Origin of the sequence: Mycobacterium bourgelatii (genome assembly GCF_010723575.1) — a bacterium.
GTDB lineage: Bacteria > Actinomycetota > Actinomycetes > Mycobacteriales > Mycobacteriaceae > Mycobacterium > Mycobacterium bourgelatii.
The window spans coordinates 4,108,551-4,122,296 of sequence record NZ_BLKZ01000001.1; the positions used below are offsets into that span (position 1 = coordinate 4,108,551).

Here is a 13,746-nt window from a genome sequence, read left to right on the forward strand (position 1 = left end):
GCGCGGCTACAGGAACGGCTCGAAAAGCTTCGCCCAACCAGGCCAGAAAATCACCGGGTCCGCCGAGGACGGCCAGAGCAGGGCCGGGTTCGCATTCGACGGTGGCCAGTTGCCCTGGAGGGTGTAGGCCATGACCTCCCACGGGTTGTTGTAGTAGGAAGCCGTCTCGACCAGGCTGTACCAATTGTGCTCCGGGTGCAGCAACCAGTAGCCGGTGCCGACGAAAAATCCCCCGCTCATCCATCCCGCGTACGAGCTGGAGAAGAACGGCCCAAATAGCCTGTTCTGCCAGACGTGCACACCCTCGTGATTGATCATGAGATTTTCGGCACCGGGGCTGTATCCCAGGCTGGTGGTGACGTTCCCCAACGTGGTGGCGAAGCCGGGTATGCCGATGCCGCCGCGATAAACGTGGGCTCCCGCGAGCTGGCTGAGGACGGGGTCGTAATTGGAGTTCGGCGTGAAGTCATTGACGATTTGCAGGCCGTAGCCCATCAACGTACCCGGCGCTCCCCAGGTGTAGTCGAGCACAAAGGCCAGCCATCCCCGCCAATCGCGAAAGTCGTAGATGCTCAGTTGGCGGCGCAGGAACTGGCTCACATAGTTGATCGCCTCACCGATCCCACCCGTCCCACCGGTGCCGACCACCGCCTCGGCACCACCCTGGATCGCTGCACCGGCGGTATTGATGAGCGGGCGTCCCAGCAATGCCTCGCTACGAGCGTTGAGCCCACTCCGAAACCCGTCCAGCATCTGCCGCAACACTGCCGAGCCCGCCTCCTCCGCGGCCAGATACGAGCCAGCCCCCGCAGCCAACGCTTGCACAAACCGCTCGTGGAACACGCTGGCCTGAGCGCTGAGCGCCTGGTACTGCTGACCGTACTCGGCGAAGAACGCCGCCGCCGCGGCCGACACCTCGTCGGCGGCTGCGGCCATCAACCCCGTCGTCGGACCAGCTGCCGCCCGCTGCGCCGAGTGCAACGCCGCTTCGATGCCGGCCAAGTCCGCCGCCGCCGAGGTCAACAACTCGGGAGCCGCTACCAGTAATGACAACCCACTTCCTCCGAGTCGATGAACGGTCCGTGTGCGCATGAAGCGTATTCACGTCTCGGCGCCGCGTGTGCATTTTCGCCACACCGGTTACGCAACCGATGCCCACCCGATCAGATGCCTGCAAGTCCCAGCGCGAGCAGGACGCCGCCAACCACGACTAGCAGCGCGGCCACTTCGAGGCGGCGACGGGACGCAATCCAGTTGTTGAGCGCCGTCAAAGACTCGCGCGTTCTGTTGGGTGCCACGAAGTAGGCAACGAGGGAAATCTCCACCAACGCGAACGCGGTGACGTTGAAAAGCACCAGCGCACCAATCTGGGTCGTGGCCGCCGCGCCAGAGGCCAAGATGACCGCCAACACCGCCAGGTAATCCACCGAAGGCAGCGCAATTCCTAGGCCGGCAACACCCGCTACCCACAGCGAGCGACCGTTGAGGAGTCGTCGGAGCGGCGTCCGCAACCTTTCCAGCATGTCGGAGACGATCCCGCGGTCGGCGCCGCGCTCCAGGGGTTGGCGGCGCCAACGGCCAAGGGCGACCCGTGCTGCCAGCAGCGCCGCGACCAGCAACGCCAAGCCCCCGATCAGGATCTGGACCCGCGGCAAGGTGAGGTGAGTGGATGCGACCAGTCGTCGCCGCAGAACGAAGATGACAACAAGGCCCACCGTCATCCCCATCGCGAATCCCCCGCTGAGGAAAGCGAGCAACTGCAGCGCCGGCCTGGGCCTGTTGACCATGAGCACCGTCATGGCGACCCGGAACGGTTCGAGGCTCACGGCCAGGGCCATGACCAGAATGGGGATCCACATTGCCTGTCGCCTAATCCGCTCAGGCGTCCAACCGGGTCGCGATCGCGTTCACGATCAGCAAGTCCTCCATTGGGCCACGATAAACATCTCGCTCCGGACAGGTATTCAATGGCCGCACCTTCGACAGCGCGGGGCGTGAGCTGCCCGAAACACTTTGGGGCAGCGCGTTATCCATCTGGCCTTCGGCACTACGCATGCTGGGCTAAGGGAAAAATGTTGGCTACCTTTGCAACTGGCGACTGTGAAACGATCAGGGCGAGAAAAACACTGGGCATCCGGGGTGAACTGCTGGCACCGTAAGGGTTGCCGCGGGTGTGGCTGAGTGGCGAGGCAGCGGCCTGCAAAGCCGTCTACACGGGTTCGAATCCCGTCACTCGCTCGCGACAAGATGCGGAATCGCATTCAATCGCCCGCGATGGTGCGATTCCGCGTCTGCGCGACGAATGATCAGGAAACCTGATAGCTGTCTCGGGAAATCTCGAAGCTACCCCCATGGGCGGTATCCCGGCAGCTCACGCCCGACATGGTGCTTTCGCACACCAGCGACCCCTTGGTGATCGTGCTGCCGTACGCGAGGGCCGGCCCGCCGCCGAGCGCGGTGTCGCCCGCACAGACAAACCGCGCGGAGTGCCCCACGTCGAGCACAATGCCCTGTCCGAAGTTCATGTGCTGGTCACAGCTGGCAGGCCTCGGCGGTGGTGACCACGTGCGGTCGCGGACATCGCAGCGAACCGATGACGAATCGATCATGCAGCCGATGTTTCCGCTCGGAGAGGTAAAGCCGACGATGTCGGCGTTGGCCGTTGGGGGTAGGACGATGCAGGCCGCCCACGCGCACCCCATGACGGTGCCCAGTCGAGTTGTTGGTCGCATGACGCCCGACCCTACTGGGGCAAACTCCCTTCCCGACGATCGAGTTGGTCAGGTGCCGCAGGTCGATCAGTCGCGGTACTGGGCCACCCGGTCGGCATATTGGTCGAGCAGCCGGAGTGACTCGTCGCGCGGCTTGGTGGGTAGGAGCAGCGCTAACTGGTCAAAACCCAGGTCCTCCGCGGCGCGCCAGTAGTCGGGATCCTGGGGCGCGCCGAACATGGCCAGCGGCACGTCGTGGCTGGCGGCGGCACGCAGCTGTGCCACCCGGTCAGTGATATGCGGGATAGGAAGCGGGTTGGATATCCAGCCCGCCTCATGACGAGCCACGCGCTTGACCACGGCGTCGGAGTCGCCGCCGATGAAGATGGGCGGATGCGGTTTGCGCACCGGCTTCGGGCGACTGTACGACGGCGGGAAGTCCACATACTTGCCGTGGTACTCGGCGGGTTCGTTGGTCCATAAGGCCTTGATGGCCTCGATGCGTTCGTCCAGCAGTGCACCACGGGTCTTCGGGTTGGTGCCGTGGTCGCGCATTTCCTCGATGTTCCACCCGGCGCCTACGCCGAACACGAAACGGCCACCCGAGATCAGGTCGATGCTGGCAGCTTCCTTGGCCGTAATGATCGGGTCGCGCTGAATGAGCAAGGCAATGCCGGTAAAGAGCTCGATGTTCGACGTGACAGCCGCGGCTGCGGCCAATGTGACGAAGGGGTCGAGGGTCCGGTAGTAGATCGACGGCAGTTCACCACCCCGCGGGTAAGGGGTTTCGCGACTGGCCGGGATGTGCGTGTGTTCGGCCACCACCAACGATTCGAAGCCGCGCTCTTCGATTCCTCGCGCCAGCGAGACCGTGTCGATGCTGTCGTCATTGACGAACGTGGCGATCCCGAACTTCATCGCGCTACCCCTGTCTGTCGGGTTGTCTGTTGGTTAACGGGTGTTCCCTCGCCCGGACAACGCCCATTGGCCGTTTATTCCCACGCCCGTCGGCCGTCAGCGTGTGGCTTATGCACCCACCGGGGGCGCGCGTGGGGGCCAAAGGCCTCACGGTCGGCGCAGGTGCAACAGACTCGACGCCGCCTGCAGATCGCCGAGCGTATGGCCTATGCACCCGTCGGCGGCGTCTTGGGGCAAAACCCCTCACGTTCGGCGCAGGCGCAAACGGCGGCGGCACGGGGCGCAGGCGAGCAGCTAGTCGGTGAAGTCGATGCGCACCGACACTGGCGTCGTTTCCAAGGCCTTGACAACCGAGGCCCCCAGCCGTCCGAATTGGCGGCCCCGCGCGACGACGTCGTCGTCCGGCCGCATGGTCGCTACTCCCGTGCGCCACCGATTGCCCTGTCGCAGACGGACATTCGGGTTGTCGACGATATTTCGGCCCCATCCGGAACGGGTACCGTGCTGGCAGATGACCCAGGCGCCCGTGGCATCAAACTGCGCGGACACCGGAACGCGGCGCACCTGGCCGGTCTTGCGACCGATGGTCTCCAGCTCGGCGGCCAGGGCCGTCCGCAGGCCCAGCTTGCCCATTCCCTTCACGACGGGGTTGATCACATAGCGCCCGAGTGCGCGTTCCCTGCGGAACTTACGCAGCGTCTTGTCCTGGGTGCTGCTCGTCATGGCTTTTTCTCCTCATTCACGTTGAGCGCGTGACTGCGACCGCAATTTATACCGATTGGTCTACATGAGATTAGTAGACCAATCGGTATACTGCAACTGATGGGTGCGCAAAGAGAGGCCAGACGATGACCGCACGCGAGCGACTGATCTCGAGCGCGATCGAACTACTGCGCCGCAACGGCGTGGCGGGCACCGGCTTGGCGGAGTTGCTCGAGCACAGCGGTACCGCCCGCCGGTCGGTCTACGTGAACTTCCCGGGAGGGAAGTCGGAGCTCATGGCCGAGGCCACCCGCACCGCGGGTCGCCTCATCGATCCGACGTTGAGCGGCATTGCGCCCGACGGCGACGGTCGCGAGTCGCTGTCAACATTCGTCGAGGGGTGGAAAGAGGCGCTGCGCGCCAGCGATTACACCGCAGGTTGCCCGATCGTCGCCGCCGCGCTCGGACGTACCGAGTCGCCCGCGGCGGCAGACGCTGCTGGCGAAGTGTTCGCCGAATGGCAGACCGCGCTCGCCGAACGACTCAGGGCCGAGGGCGTCGGGGCCGACGAAGCCGAATCGCTGGCCACCACCGTCGTGGCCGCAGTCGAGGGTGCGGTCATCCTGTGCCTGGCCGCGCAATCCACCGAGCCCATGGACCGGACCGTGCGAATGCTCGATCAGCTCATCGCTCGGCACGCCCGGCCCTGAGCAGGCATTCGACGACGCCGGGCGGCCTCGAGTCAGCTGCATCTACGCCGAATGTGGGGCCTTTGGCCCCTACACGCCGCCGACGGGTGCACAGGCCACACCCCCGGCGACGCCAAAGAGGCGCCGGCCGCTAACTGGCCACGTTCGGCGTCACCAGGAACTTCTCCCCCGTGGCTCGTTTGACGTATTGGTGGAACGCCTCCGGCTGAAGCATGCCGGCGAGCGAAACCTCACCCGCGTAGTTGCTGGCGAACGTCGTGGTGAGTTCCGCGGCGACCCGGGCCTGCAGTCGACCGACCGTTTCGGCTCCTGCGTTCCGCAGAAACGGCATGAGCAACCATCCCCCGACGCCCCAGGCGAGCCCGAAGTCGCGACCGAGGACCGTGGGACCCGTGTCGAGTACGCCGTAGATATAGACCTGCTTGTGGACGTCCGACCCGTAGCGCGAATACTCCGTCGACGCCGCACTGGCCGCCTTTTCCATTGCACTGAGGATCTGACTCGCCATCGTCCCGCCACCTATCGCATCGAAAGCGAGCGTCGCGGATGTCGCCTTGATGGCTTCGACGAGTTCTTCGGAGAACGACGGCGACGTCGAGTTGAGCACGTGTTCTGCTCCAAGCGACTTCAGTAAGTCCACCTGTTCGGGCTTGCGGACGATATTGACCAGCGGTATTCCGTCTTTCTGGCAGATCTTCACCAGCATCTGCCCGAGGTTCGATGCCGCGGCAGTATGGACGAGGGCCGAATGTCCTTCGCGGCGCATGGTTTCGGTCATCCCGAGTGAAGTCAGCGGATTGACGAAGGACGACGCCCCATCGCCCGCCGTCGCCCCATCGGGAAGGACCAGGCATGCGGACGCATCGATCGCTCGGTATTGCGCGTACATCCCGCCGCCCGCTGCCGCCACTTTCTTGCCGATCAGAGCTTGCGCCGCTGCCGACGATCCGGCGGCAACCACCGTGCCCGCACCCTCGATCCCTACCGGGAGCGATTGACCAAACCGCGCCGAAAGCGCGCCAAGTGTCGCCTCCGCGACCGGGGCCGTGACGACGGGCCGTTCCGGCGTGCCCGCTACCGTCGCCTTACTCAGGTCCGCGCTCGCCACAAGCAGGCCCAAGTCCGACGGGTTGATCGGCGAGGCTTCCACTCGCACCAGCACCTCATTGTCGCCGGGCACCGGCACAGGGACATCGTGCAACGAGAGTTCAAGCGTGCCATCGGAAGTCACCAACGAGCGCAGCTCGAGGGCGGAATCGGGTAGATCTGCGGTCATGGGTCGGGCCTCGTTCCTGTTCCAGACGGGTGGTCTCAACCTATGAACCGGCAACCCATCATGATTTCTTCCCCGGCGAGTGAGGCGCGATCTGAGCGCCTACCGTCGGACGGCACCGACGACGAGGAGCGCCGCACCGATCAGCGGGCAGACCGTGCGGACGTGATTCCACAACGTCCACGGGTCTGCGTAGTCGTGCCACGCCTGCGCCGCGTTCGTGCCGGGTTTGACCTGCTCCAACTGGTCGTTGAGAGGCACGTTGAAGGCTGCCGTGACGAGCACCGCGATCACCGCGAAGACCGCCCCCGCCAGGAGGTAACGGCTGCCAGGTTTGCGGAGTTGGAAGACCGCAACGACGCCGACAACCAGTGCCGCCAACGCCGAGCCGAAGAACAACACCAAGAATGCCGTATTCACTTGTGCCTCAGCGTTGATGCCGCGCATTGCGATGATCGCATCCACCGGGTTGATGCGGTTCAGGCCGCGCATCACAAACGTGGAAAACGCGAAGAACAGTCCGCCGACCGCCGCGCTGCCGATCGCAGCGACCAAGGCCAGGACACTGAGCGGGTTGGTGCGCATGTCGGCAGTTAAATCGAGATTGGCCAGACGATCCAGTTCTCACCACCGCGTGTCCTGGCAACGGAACCGTCACGAGAGGTAGACGGGCTAACCTCACGATCATGCCCATGCTCGAACATTCTCGGGGCCGTGCCTACTACCGGCACTGGCCGGCCGCAGACCCACACGCCGCCATCGTTTTTCTACACGGCTTCGGCGAACACACCGGGCTTTACCACCGGTATGCGTACGCACTCAACGCGGCAGGCATCGACCTGTGGGCCGTCGACCAGTTCGGGCATGGACTCACCAACGGGGACCGCGGAAACTTCGTCTCGATCGAGGCCAGTTCGGAGCTGGCTGACATCGTGACCGAGCTCGCCGAACGGCAACGGCCCGGCCTACCTTTGGTCGCGCAGGGCCATTCATTCGGTTCCGTGGTCACCCTGTGTCGACTGCTGGACAACCCGGGCCGCTACCGTGCCGGCGTCATTTCCGGTGCCCCGCTTGCGCCGCTCACCGGACTCTCGGACGGGGACTCTTTCGATCTCGACCCGGCGTGGCTCTCGGCCGACCCGTTTTATCTCGATTCGCTGGAAAACGACCCGCTGGCCTTCGTCGACGCGAACGGATCGGTTCTGTCCCACGAACTGGAAAGAGCGTGGAAACGGTTCGAATCGGACCTGCCGGGTCTAGTGGTCCCGACGCTGGCGGTGCACGGCACGGCCGACCCTATCGCTCCGGTCGGCGCGGTGCGTGAATACGCTCAACAGATAGAGTGCTTGCAGCTCAAGGAATTTGCGGGTGGGCGTCACGACATCCTCAACGAGGCGATGCATCGCGATGTTGCGGCTGCGGTGATCGAATTCGTGGATGCGTCGACGGCTGGATAATCGCCGCGCCGACTGAACCTTCCGGCGGGGCGGCTGCGGTGCCACGATGGAGTCCGTGCGCGCGTTCGCCTGTCCCGTCTGCGGGAGTTTCACTCCGTTCGAGTCGCGGCACTGCCCGAACTGCTTGGTGGAACTGGGTTTGCACGTCCCCACCCGCACTATGGTCACCACGTCATCGAACACAGCGGTGATCGACGGCCGGACGTGGTCGGCGTGCACCAAGAGGGCGGACCTCGGCTGCAACTGGTTGGTTCCTGAGGACCAGGACCTGAGTGGACGGGGGCGGTGCCTGGCGGACTCGTTGATCCGCCGTGAGCCGGAGGCTGACGACACCATCGCGGTCGAAAAGCTGGTGTCCACCGGAATCGCTTTGCGGCGGTTGATCTATCAACTCATCGACATCGGCTTGCCGGTCGACCCGTATTGGCGAAAAGACGGAGGACTTGCCTTCGACCTGCTGTCCAGTTACAGCGCCGGTGAGCGGGTGGTGATCGGCCACGCCGGGGGGGGGTGATCACGATCGATCTGGTCGAGTCGTTGGATGCCTACCGGGAGTCGCTCCGAGTTCGCCTCGGAGAGCCCTATCGCACGATGCTCGGTCATTTTCGCCATGAGGTCGGCCACTACTACCAGAACGTGTTGGTTGAAACCGATCCTGGGGCCGGACGCTACCTCGACGAGTGCCGTGAGATCTTCGGCGACGAGCGCGCCAGTTATCAAGACGAGCTGGCCCGACACTATAGATTCGGCGCTCCCCCGAACTGGGGTGAGTCCTTCATCTCCGAGTACGCGACGATGCACCCGTGGGAGGACTTCGCCGAGTGTTTCGCGCACTATCTGCACATCACCGGCACCATCGACACCGCTCGGGAGTCGGGACTGATTCTGCAAGCGGACAGGGTCCGCTTCTCGATGCAGCGGGACGTCGTTCCGCTGCCGTCCTACGACGACACGCCAATCGAGGGGTTGTTGGAGGACTGGAAGTGGTTGTCGCTCTGCTTCAATCGGGTGAACACTGCCATGGGCAAGAATCCGCTCTACCCATTTGACATCCCGCCCGCGGTCGTCCGCAAATTGGCGTTCGTACACAAAGTGATCCGCGAGACGTCTCGCGCAGCCGGGTAAAAGCGAAGTGCGGCAAGGAGAGTCGAATGTGTCGATGGGTTGGATACCTGGGCGAACCGATCGCGCCGCGGGAGTTGCTGCATGATCCCGAACGCTCGCTGATCGAGCAGAGCCGTCGGCATGCGCCGAACATGGAGATTCCCAACGGAGACGGCACCGGACTGGGCTGGTATGAGCACCGCGCCGAACCCGCGCTGTTCCGCAGCATCACTCCTGCCTGGGGCGATGCAAACCTGTTGGAGCTGGCCACCGAGATTCGCAGCCGTGTGTTTCTTGCCCATGTGCGAGCCGGTACCGGGACGCCCGTCCAGCAGACCAACTGCCACCCATTCCGTTACCGCAACTGGCTTTTCGCGCACAACGGCTACATCGCCGGCTATCAGCGGTTGCGTCGCGATCTGCTGCTAGCGGTAGACCCCGCCTTGTTCGGCAACATCGCGGGATCTACCGATTCGGAACTGATGTTTCATCTCGCGCTCACCTTCGGTCTGACCGACGACCCGATTGCCGGCATCGCCCGGATGGCAGGTTTTGTCGAAGCGACGGCCGCGGCGGCTGGGGTGAGCGAGCCGGCGTTGCAGATGACGGTGGGAGTCAGCGACGGAACACGCCTGTATGCGGTGCGCTACGCCAGCGGCCCCGACGTGAACACGCTGTTTGTCAGCGAAGATCTCGAATCCGTCCAGATGCTCTATCCGCACAACGAGCGACTGCTCCACTTCGGTGATCGCGCTCGGGTGGTGGTTTCCGAGCCGCTGACCGATCTGCCCGGTGCGTGGCGGGAGGTGCCCGCCGGGACCGCGCTGGTTATCGGCAAGGGCATCGAAGAGCGCCCGTTCCAGCCGATCGACTGAACGATCAGCCCCGGCTCGCAGCCGTCCAGCAACCGACCGGGCTTCCGTTCGCCGGACATGGAGATATAGCCTTTCTGGCGATTAATGCCATGGTCAACCCGGAGGAAACGTGTCCCCCAAAGTTCGCAAGGCGATGGCAGGTCTGGCCATCTTGACGGTCTTCGGCGTCTCGACAGCACACGCGGAGCCAGGGCCGGGGAGCGGTGAGACCTTCTTCGTCGAATACATGACAAGGGCATTCACTCCCCCAACGTCGGAAGCCGCAGCTCGGGCGATCATTCCGTTGGCCGAACTGGTCTGCGAAGCCAAAGCGCGCGGCGAGAGCGACCTGCAGGCCGCAAACATCGTGCTGGCCGGCAACGGCGTCGCGGCGCTGGGCCTGTCCACCGGCTCAAGCGTCGGAGACGAGCCGACAGCGTTGGAGGTCGTCAATGCCTCAACGCTGGCGTACTGCCCGCAATACAACCCCACGCTCAGCGCACCCGGCCTACCGATGGTGCCCGGGGCGGTAAGTTAGCCCCCGCGTCGCGCGCCCGATGATGATCGGATGCACGATCGCTGGCATGCCTCGCCAGACGCCCTCGTCGGCAGCCACGGTGAACCCGCAGGCGCGCATCAGCTCCAAAGTCCGTCGGTTGCAGTAACACCCGCCGGCGAAGCCGCGCCACGGACGGAACATCATGTCCTGGTACGCCGCCAGGAACCGCGAGCGGGCGCGGACGTGTTCGACGAACAGCAACTGACCGTCGGGCCGAAGTACACGCGCGACCTCACGTAGCGTGCGCTGCGGGTCGTCGACAGTGCAAAGGACGAGAGTCGAGACGACGGTGTCCACCGATGCATCGGGGAAGGGTAGGCGTTCGGCGGGCGCATCAATGATCCGTGCATCGCGTCCGTTGCGCTGCAGGCGCCGGATGAGCTTTCGGCGCATCGAAGTATCGGGCTCGGTGAGCACAAGCTCGATGTCGTCGGGATAGAGCGCGATGTTGAGGCCGGTTCCGGCGCCGATCTCGACGACCCGCCCGCGTGCGTTGCGCAGCAGCCCGCGCCGCCGGTTGCGCATGCCCGCGAGTTCGCCGAGCCACAGGAACGGTTCGTAGACGAGGGCGAAAATCCGCATCCACACCTTTGACGATGCGGTCAGTTGAGTTCCGGCGCTGACTGTTTCGGTCATGCCGCGACCATACGAACGACGCGTCGTGCGCGCATCGCCCCAATCGGCCATCTCTGCGAAATGGCCTATTGCGGCCATCTCAGAGCAGGCCGAGTCGCACGGCCTCGGCGACGGCGGCCGACCGCGAGGTGCGGCCCAGCTTGCGGCGGATGTTCGCCACGTGCCGGTGCACGGTGTGCGAGCTCAACACCAGCTGCTCGGCGATCTCGCGATCGCTCAGACCCCGTGCGACACAAGCGAGAATCTCACGCTCACGACCGGACAGCAGCACCCCATCGGTCGGTTTGGACGACGGCTGGACCGGCGCCAGCGCTGCACGGCACGCCCGAACGACGGAGTCGACATCGCCGTGCCACGGGAAGTGTGCGCTCCCCTGCAAGGGAATGAACGTCGCGTTGGGGATCGCGGCCGCCACCTCGCGGCCGAGCCGGAACGGCACGGCGCGGTCGTTGCGACGATGCACGACCAGCGCAGGCGCGCGGACGTTGGGCAGGTGTGCTCGGACGTCGAGACGGTAGACGAGCCCCAACAACGCGGCGGCGGTCTCGGCACTCGCGGCGTCCCGCTGCAGCCGCGCAAAGCGTTCGTGCTCCACCGACTCAGTGCCCAGGAAGATGTCGCTGAGCAGTCGTGAGCCGAGCCCCCAGTGCGTGCGGACCGCCGTCAAGATCGAGTCGCCCACCTCCGGTGCCGTGATCGCCGCGCCATCCGAGTACGAGCCGTACAGCACCAAGCGCTCGACGCGCTCCGGAAACGCTGCGGCGAAAGCGATTGCGGTGCAACTGCCGCAGGAGCCGCCGACAAGCGACACCCGCTCGAGATGGAGTTCGTCGAGCAGCGCTCGCAGCGTCGCGACTTCGCCGTCGAGGGTCAGATCCGACTCGTGCACCACGCGGTCCGACATGCCGACGCCGAGCCTGTCGTAGCGGATCAGTGTGTACCCGTCCGCAATACCTTCCCAGAACTGCCGGAAACTTGCGCTCTGCCAGTCTAGTTCGAGATGGCTCACCCACCAGGCCGGAGCGACCAGCGGTGGGCCGTCCCCGCGAATCTCGTATGCCACGCGGCGGGCGCCGAGGGGGAGGAACCGGATCTCAGACTTTTCGGGCATCGTCATGAGCGTACGTCGCCGAGCAAGTAGGTGGGGCGTCCCGCGCGCGGCCTTGGGCTTTCAAATCCCGTCTGTCACTTGAGTCACGGGAGGGCCGGGGTGGGCATCGTGCCCGGCTTCGAGCGACAAGTTCAAAGCGCTTGCCGCCGTGCCGGATTGTCGCCGCCTATTTTCGACGCGAGGGTTTGCGTTGTGCCGCCCGCACGTCGTCGTTGGCCAGGCTTTGCGCCTCGGCCGCCAGCGTCGATGCTTGGTTGGCGTAGGCGATTGCTTCGTCGGCATTGCTCGCCTGCCTGTCGTGCGCCGCGGCCAGATGCCGCTGCGCATCTTCGAATCGGTCCTGAGCCTGCGGGCCGATACCGCGGTGTCTGGCCATGTAGTCGGACACTTGGCGTAATCGGGTGTCCGCGGTTGACAGCGCCTGGTCCAACGAAAGCCAGCGACCGTCGATGGCCGTCGTGGTGCCGCCCGTGCCGGCGACAGCGCGCCGACGGCGGCGACGGCGATAGAGCACGACAATCATCAAGACGATCACCACGGCGACGGCGATGGCAATGGCGATCGGCAGCCAGTTTCGGTTGGACGAACTCACGGGTTTGTTCAGACCGTCGGCCGCGGCAACGGCAGCACCAGCCCAATCCTTGGCGTTCACGGCTGGCTCAATTTTGTTGTCGCGCAGACTGTTCAACTCGTCTGAGGTGAAACCCCGCAGCTGCGGCGGTTCGCTGAACACGTACTTGGTCTTGGCTCTACTGTTCGTGGCGATGGCCAGCAGAGCATCGCGGCCACCCATCCTGTTGGCCTCGCGGGTTTGGGTGGCCCAGTTTTCGGGTTTCAACCGTGAGAAGTTGTCGACGTAGACCACCCACAACTGGATGCGCCGATCGCGATACAGTCGGTCGATTGCCGAGTTGACTGCAGCCCGATCCGAAGCCGTCAACACATTGTTGCTGTCAGTGATGTGTTCGGTGAGCTTGCCCGGCGGCTGCGCGCCGGCGGGGGCTCCCACCAGCAACCCCGCGGTGCAGAGCGTCAGGACTACGGCAAGCAGGCGAACTGTGCGCATAGGGGCAATCTAGCCCGCTGGCGGCCACGATTCAGCGGGCGGCGGCGAATGCCGAGACCTGCCGACGACCGGCAGTGTTAGCGTCGTCTGCGTGACTGTCAAAGACATTGCCGTGACCACCCTCGATGGAAAACCGACCACGCTCGGCGAATTGTCCAACGGCGCAACGCTGGTTGTGAATGTCGCCTCCAAATGCGGCCTCACCCCGCAGTACACCGCGTTGGAGAAGCTGGCCAAGGATTACCGCGACCGCGGCCTGACGGTCGTCGGCGTCCCGTGCAATCAGTTCATGGGCCAGGAGCCGGGCACCGCCGAAGAGATCCAGGCGTTCTGCTCGTCTACTTACGGGGTGACGTTCCCGCTGCTGGAAAAGACCGACGTCAACGGCGACAACCGGCACCCGCTCTACGCCGAGCTGGCCAAGGCCGTGGATGCCGACGGCAACGCGGGCGACATTCAGTGGAACTTCGAGAAGTTTCTGGTGTCGTCTGATGGTCAAGTGGTCAATCGGTTTCGGCCCCGCACCGAGCCCGACGCACCCGAGGTCATCAGCGCCATCGAAGTCGTGTTACCCCGCTAGCCAACCCACCGGCGACACCCGATCGTGGCGGTGAAACACATTGGCCTCGAGCTGTTTACGACCCC

At 64.7% G+C, this 13,746-nt stretch carries 15 protein-coding genes, 1 tRNA gene and 1 pseudogene; 7 read left to right on the forward strand and 10 right to left on the reverse strand.

Features of this window, described 5'->3' with window-relative positions:
- Positions 1-6 precede the first annotated feature (6 nt).
- Together G6N68_RS31525 and G6N68_RS17700 are read right to left on the reverse strand one after the other, a co-directional pair.
- Complete coding sequence (locus G6N68_RS31525; protein WP_275899976.1) at positions 7-1,053, reverse strand: PE family protein; 1,047 nt, start codon at positions 1,051-1,053, stop codon at positions 7-9.
- 110 nt (positions 1,054-1,163) lie between these two features.
- A complete protein-coding gene (locus tag G6N68_RS17700; RefSeq protein ID WP_163714914.1) occupies positions 1,164-1,859 on the reverse strand; it encodes a GAP family protein in 696 nt (231 codons plus the stop codon).
- A gap of 308 nt (positions 1,860-2,167) precedes the next feature.
- On the opposite strand from G6N68_RS17700, the gene G6N68_RS17705 reads away from it, so the two are divergent.
- A tRNA-Cys gene (locus G6N68_RS17705) sits at positions 2,168-2,238 on the forward strand.
- A 68-nt stretch (positions 2,239-2,306) separates the two neighbouring features.
- Here G6N68_RS17705 and G6N68_RS17710 read toward each other — a convergent pair.
- From G6N68_RS17710 to G6N68_RS17720, 3 genes are all read right to left on the reverse strand, one after another.
- Positions 2,307-2,732 carry a DUF6636 domain-containing protein gene (locus G6N68_RS17710; RefSeq protein ID WP_163714917.1) on the reverse strand — a complete coding sequence of 142 codons (426 nt, stop codon included), beginning with the start codon at positions 2,730-2,732 and terminating at the stop codon, positions 2,307-2,309.
- Positions 2,733-2,798: 66 nt separating this feature from the next.
- The gene (locus G6N68_RS17715) at positions 2,799-3,629 is read right to left on the reverse strand and encodes an LLM class F420-dependent oxidoreductase (RefSeq protein WP_163714920.1); all 831 of its coding nucleotides are present in this window, start codon (positions 3,627-3,629) and stop codon (positions 2,799-2,801) included.
- 294 nt (positions 3,630-3,923) lie between these two features.
- Positions 3,924-4,352, reverse strand: coding sequence for a nitroreductase/quinone reductase family protein (locus tag G6N68_RS17720; protein ID WP_163714923.1), 429 nt, complete (start codon positions 4,350-4,352; stop codon positions 3,924-3,926).
- A 125-nt stretch (positions 4,353-4,477) separates the two neighbouring features.
- Between G6N68_RS17720 and G6N68_RS17725 the strand changes: the two genes are divergently transcribed.
- On the forward strand, positions 4,478-5,041 hold the full coding sequence (locus G6N68_RS17725) for a TetR/AcrR family transcriptional regulator (RefSeq protein WP_163714926.1): 564 nt from the start codon (positions 4,478-4,480) through the stop codon (positions 5,039-5,041).
- A 130-nt stretch (positions 5,042-5,171) separates the two neighbouring features.
- Here the strand turns inward: G6N68_RS17725 and G6N68_RS17730 are convergent, their stop codons facing one another.
- Both G6N68_RS17730 and G6N68_RS17735 read right to left on the reverse strand, forming a co-directional pair.
- Positions 5,172-6,317 carry a zinc-binding dehydrogenase gene (locus tag G6N68_RS17730; RefSeq protein ID WP_163714929.1) on the reverse strand — a complete coding sequence of 382 codons (1,146 nt, stop codon included), beginning with the start codon at positions 6,315-6,317 and terminating at the stop codon, positions 5,172-5,174.
- A gap of 99 nt (positions 6,318-6,416) precedes the next feature.
- Positions 6,417-6,899 (reverse strand): anthrone oxygenase family protein, encoded by a 483-nt coding sequence (locus tag G6N68_RS17735; RefSeq protein WP_163714932.1) that lies wholly within the window; start codon positions 6,897-6,899, stop codon positions 6,417-6,419.
- 101 nt (positions 6,900-7,000) lie between these two features.
- Between G6N68_RS17735 and G6N68_RS17740 the strand changes: the two genes are divergently transcribed.
- The 4 genes and pseudogenes from G6N68_RS17740 to G6N68_RS17755 all read left to right on the forward strand — a co-directional run bounded on the left by G6N68_RS17740 (position 7,001) and on the right by G6N68_RS17755 (position 10,267).
- A complete protein-coding gene (locus G6N68_RS17740) occupies positions 7,001-7,771 on the forward strand; it encodes an alpha/beta hydrolase (protein WP_163714937.1) in 771 nt (256 codons plus the stop codon).
- Between the two features lie 55 nt (positions 7,772-7,826).
- Positions 7,827-8,896: pseudogene (locus tag G6N68_RS17745) on the forward strand (zinc-binding metallopeptidase family protein).
- Between the two features lie 26 nt (positions 8,897-8,922).
- Complete coding sequence (locus G6N68_RS17750) at positions 8,923-9,750, forward strand: class II glutamine amidotransferase (RefSeq protein ID WP_163714940.1); 828 nt, start codon at positions 8,923-8,925, stop codon at positions 9,748-9,750.
- Positions 9,751-9,859: 109 nt separating this feature from the next.
- Positions 9,860-10,267 (forward strand): DUF732 domain-containing protein, encoded by a 408-nt coding sequence (locus tag G6N68_RS17755; RefSeq protein WP_163714943.1) that lies wholly within the window; start codon positions 9,860-9,862, stop codon positions 10,265-10,267.
- On the opposite strand, the gene G6N68_RS17760 is transcribed toward G6N68_RS17755, so the two are convergent.
- The 3 genes from G6N68_RS17760 to G6N68_RS17770 all read right to left on the reverse strand — a co-directional run bounded on the left by G6N68_RS17760 (position 10,238) and on the right by G6N68_RS17770 (position 13,101).
- Positions 10,238-10,924: a class I SAM-dependent methyltransferase gene (locus G6N68_RS17760; protein ID WP_163714947.1), complete on the reverse strand. Its 687-nt coding sequence runs from the start codon at positions 10,922-10,924 to the stop codon at positions 10,238-10,240. The two genes, G6N68_RS17755 and G6N68_RS17760, sit on opposite strands and share 30 nt — an antisense overlap.
- Positions 10,925-11,003: 79 nt before the next feature.
- Positions 11,004-12,035, reverse strand: a complete 1,032-nt coding sequence (locus G6N68_RS17765; protein ID WP_163714950.1) for an alpha/beta fold hydrolase — start codon at positions 12,033-12,035, stop codon at positions 11,004-11,006.
- 166 nt (positions 12,036-12,201) lie between these two features.
- The gene (locus G6N68_RS17770; protein WP_163714952.1) at positions 12,202-13,101 is read right to left on the reverse strand and encodes a TPM domain-containing protein; all 900 of its coding nucleotides are present in this window, start codon (positions 13,099-13,101) and stop codon (positions 12,202-12,204) included.
- Positions 13,102-13,192: 91 nt separating this feature from the next.
- On the opposite strand from G6N68_RS17770, the gene G6N68_RS17775 reads away from it, so the two are divergent.
- Positions 13,193-13,681 (forward strand): glutathione peroxidase, encoded by a 489-nt coding sequence (locus G6N68_RS17775; protein ID WP_163714955.1) that lies wholly within the window; start codon positions 13,193-13,195, stop codon positions 13,679-13,681.
- Positions 13,682-13,746: the final 65 nt, after the last annotated feature.

Bases quoted from the DNA above. Each gene is read 5' to 3' on its own strand.
- G6N68_RS17700 (WP_163714914.1), bottom strand. From the start codon at position 1,859: ATGTGGATCCCCATTCTGGTCATGGCCCTGGCCGTGAGCCTCGAACCG.
- G6N68_RS17710 (WP_163714917.1), bottom strand. From the start codon at position 2,732: ATGCGACCAACAACTCGACTGGGCACCGTCATGGGGTGCGCGTGGGCG.
- G6N68_RS17715 (WP_163714920.1), bottom strand. From the start codon at position 3,629: ATGAAGTTCGGGATCGCCACGTTCGTCAATGACGACAGCATCGACACG.
- G6N68_RS17720 (WP_163714923.1), bottom strand. From the start codon at position 4,352: ATGACGAGCAGCACCCAGGACAAGACGCTGCGTAAGTTCCGCAGGGAA.
- G6N68_RS17725 (WP_163714926.1), top strand. From the start codon at position 4,478: ATGACCGCACGCGAGCGACTGATCTCGAGCGCGATCGAACTACTGCGC.
- G6N68_RS17730 (WP_163714929.1), bottom strand. From the start codon at position 6,317: ATGACCGCAGATCTACCCGATTCCGCCCTCGAGCTGCGCTCGTTGGTG.
- G6N68_RS17735 (WP_163714932.1), bottom strand. From the start codon at position 6,899: ATGCGCACCAACCCGCTCAGTGTCCTGGCCTTGGTCGCTGCGATCGGC.
- G6N68_RS17740 (WP_163714937.1), top strand. From the start codon at position 7,001: ATGCCCATGCTCGAACATTCTCGGGGCCGTGCCTACTACCGGCACTGG.
- G6N68_RS17750 (WP_163714940.1), top strand. From the start codon at position 8,923: ATGTGTCGATGGGTTGGATACCTGGGCGAACCGATCGCGCCGCGGGAG.
- G6N68_RS17760 (WP_163714947.1), bottom strand. From the start codon at position 10,924: ATGACCGAAACAGTCAGCGCCGGAACTCAACTGACCGCATCGTCAAAG.
- G6N68_RS17765 (WP_163714950.1), bottom strand. From the start codon at position 12,035: ATGCCCGAAAAGTCTGAGATCCGGTTCCTCCCCCTCGGCGCCCGCCGC.
- G6N68_RS17770 (WP_163714952.1), bottom strand. From the start codon at position 13,101: ATGCGCACAGTTCGCCTGCTTGCCGTAGTCCTGACGCTCTGCACCGCG.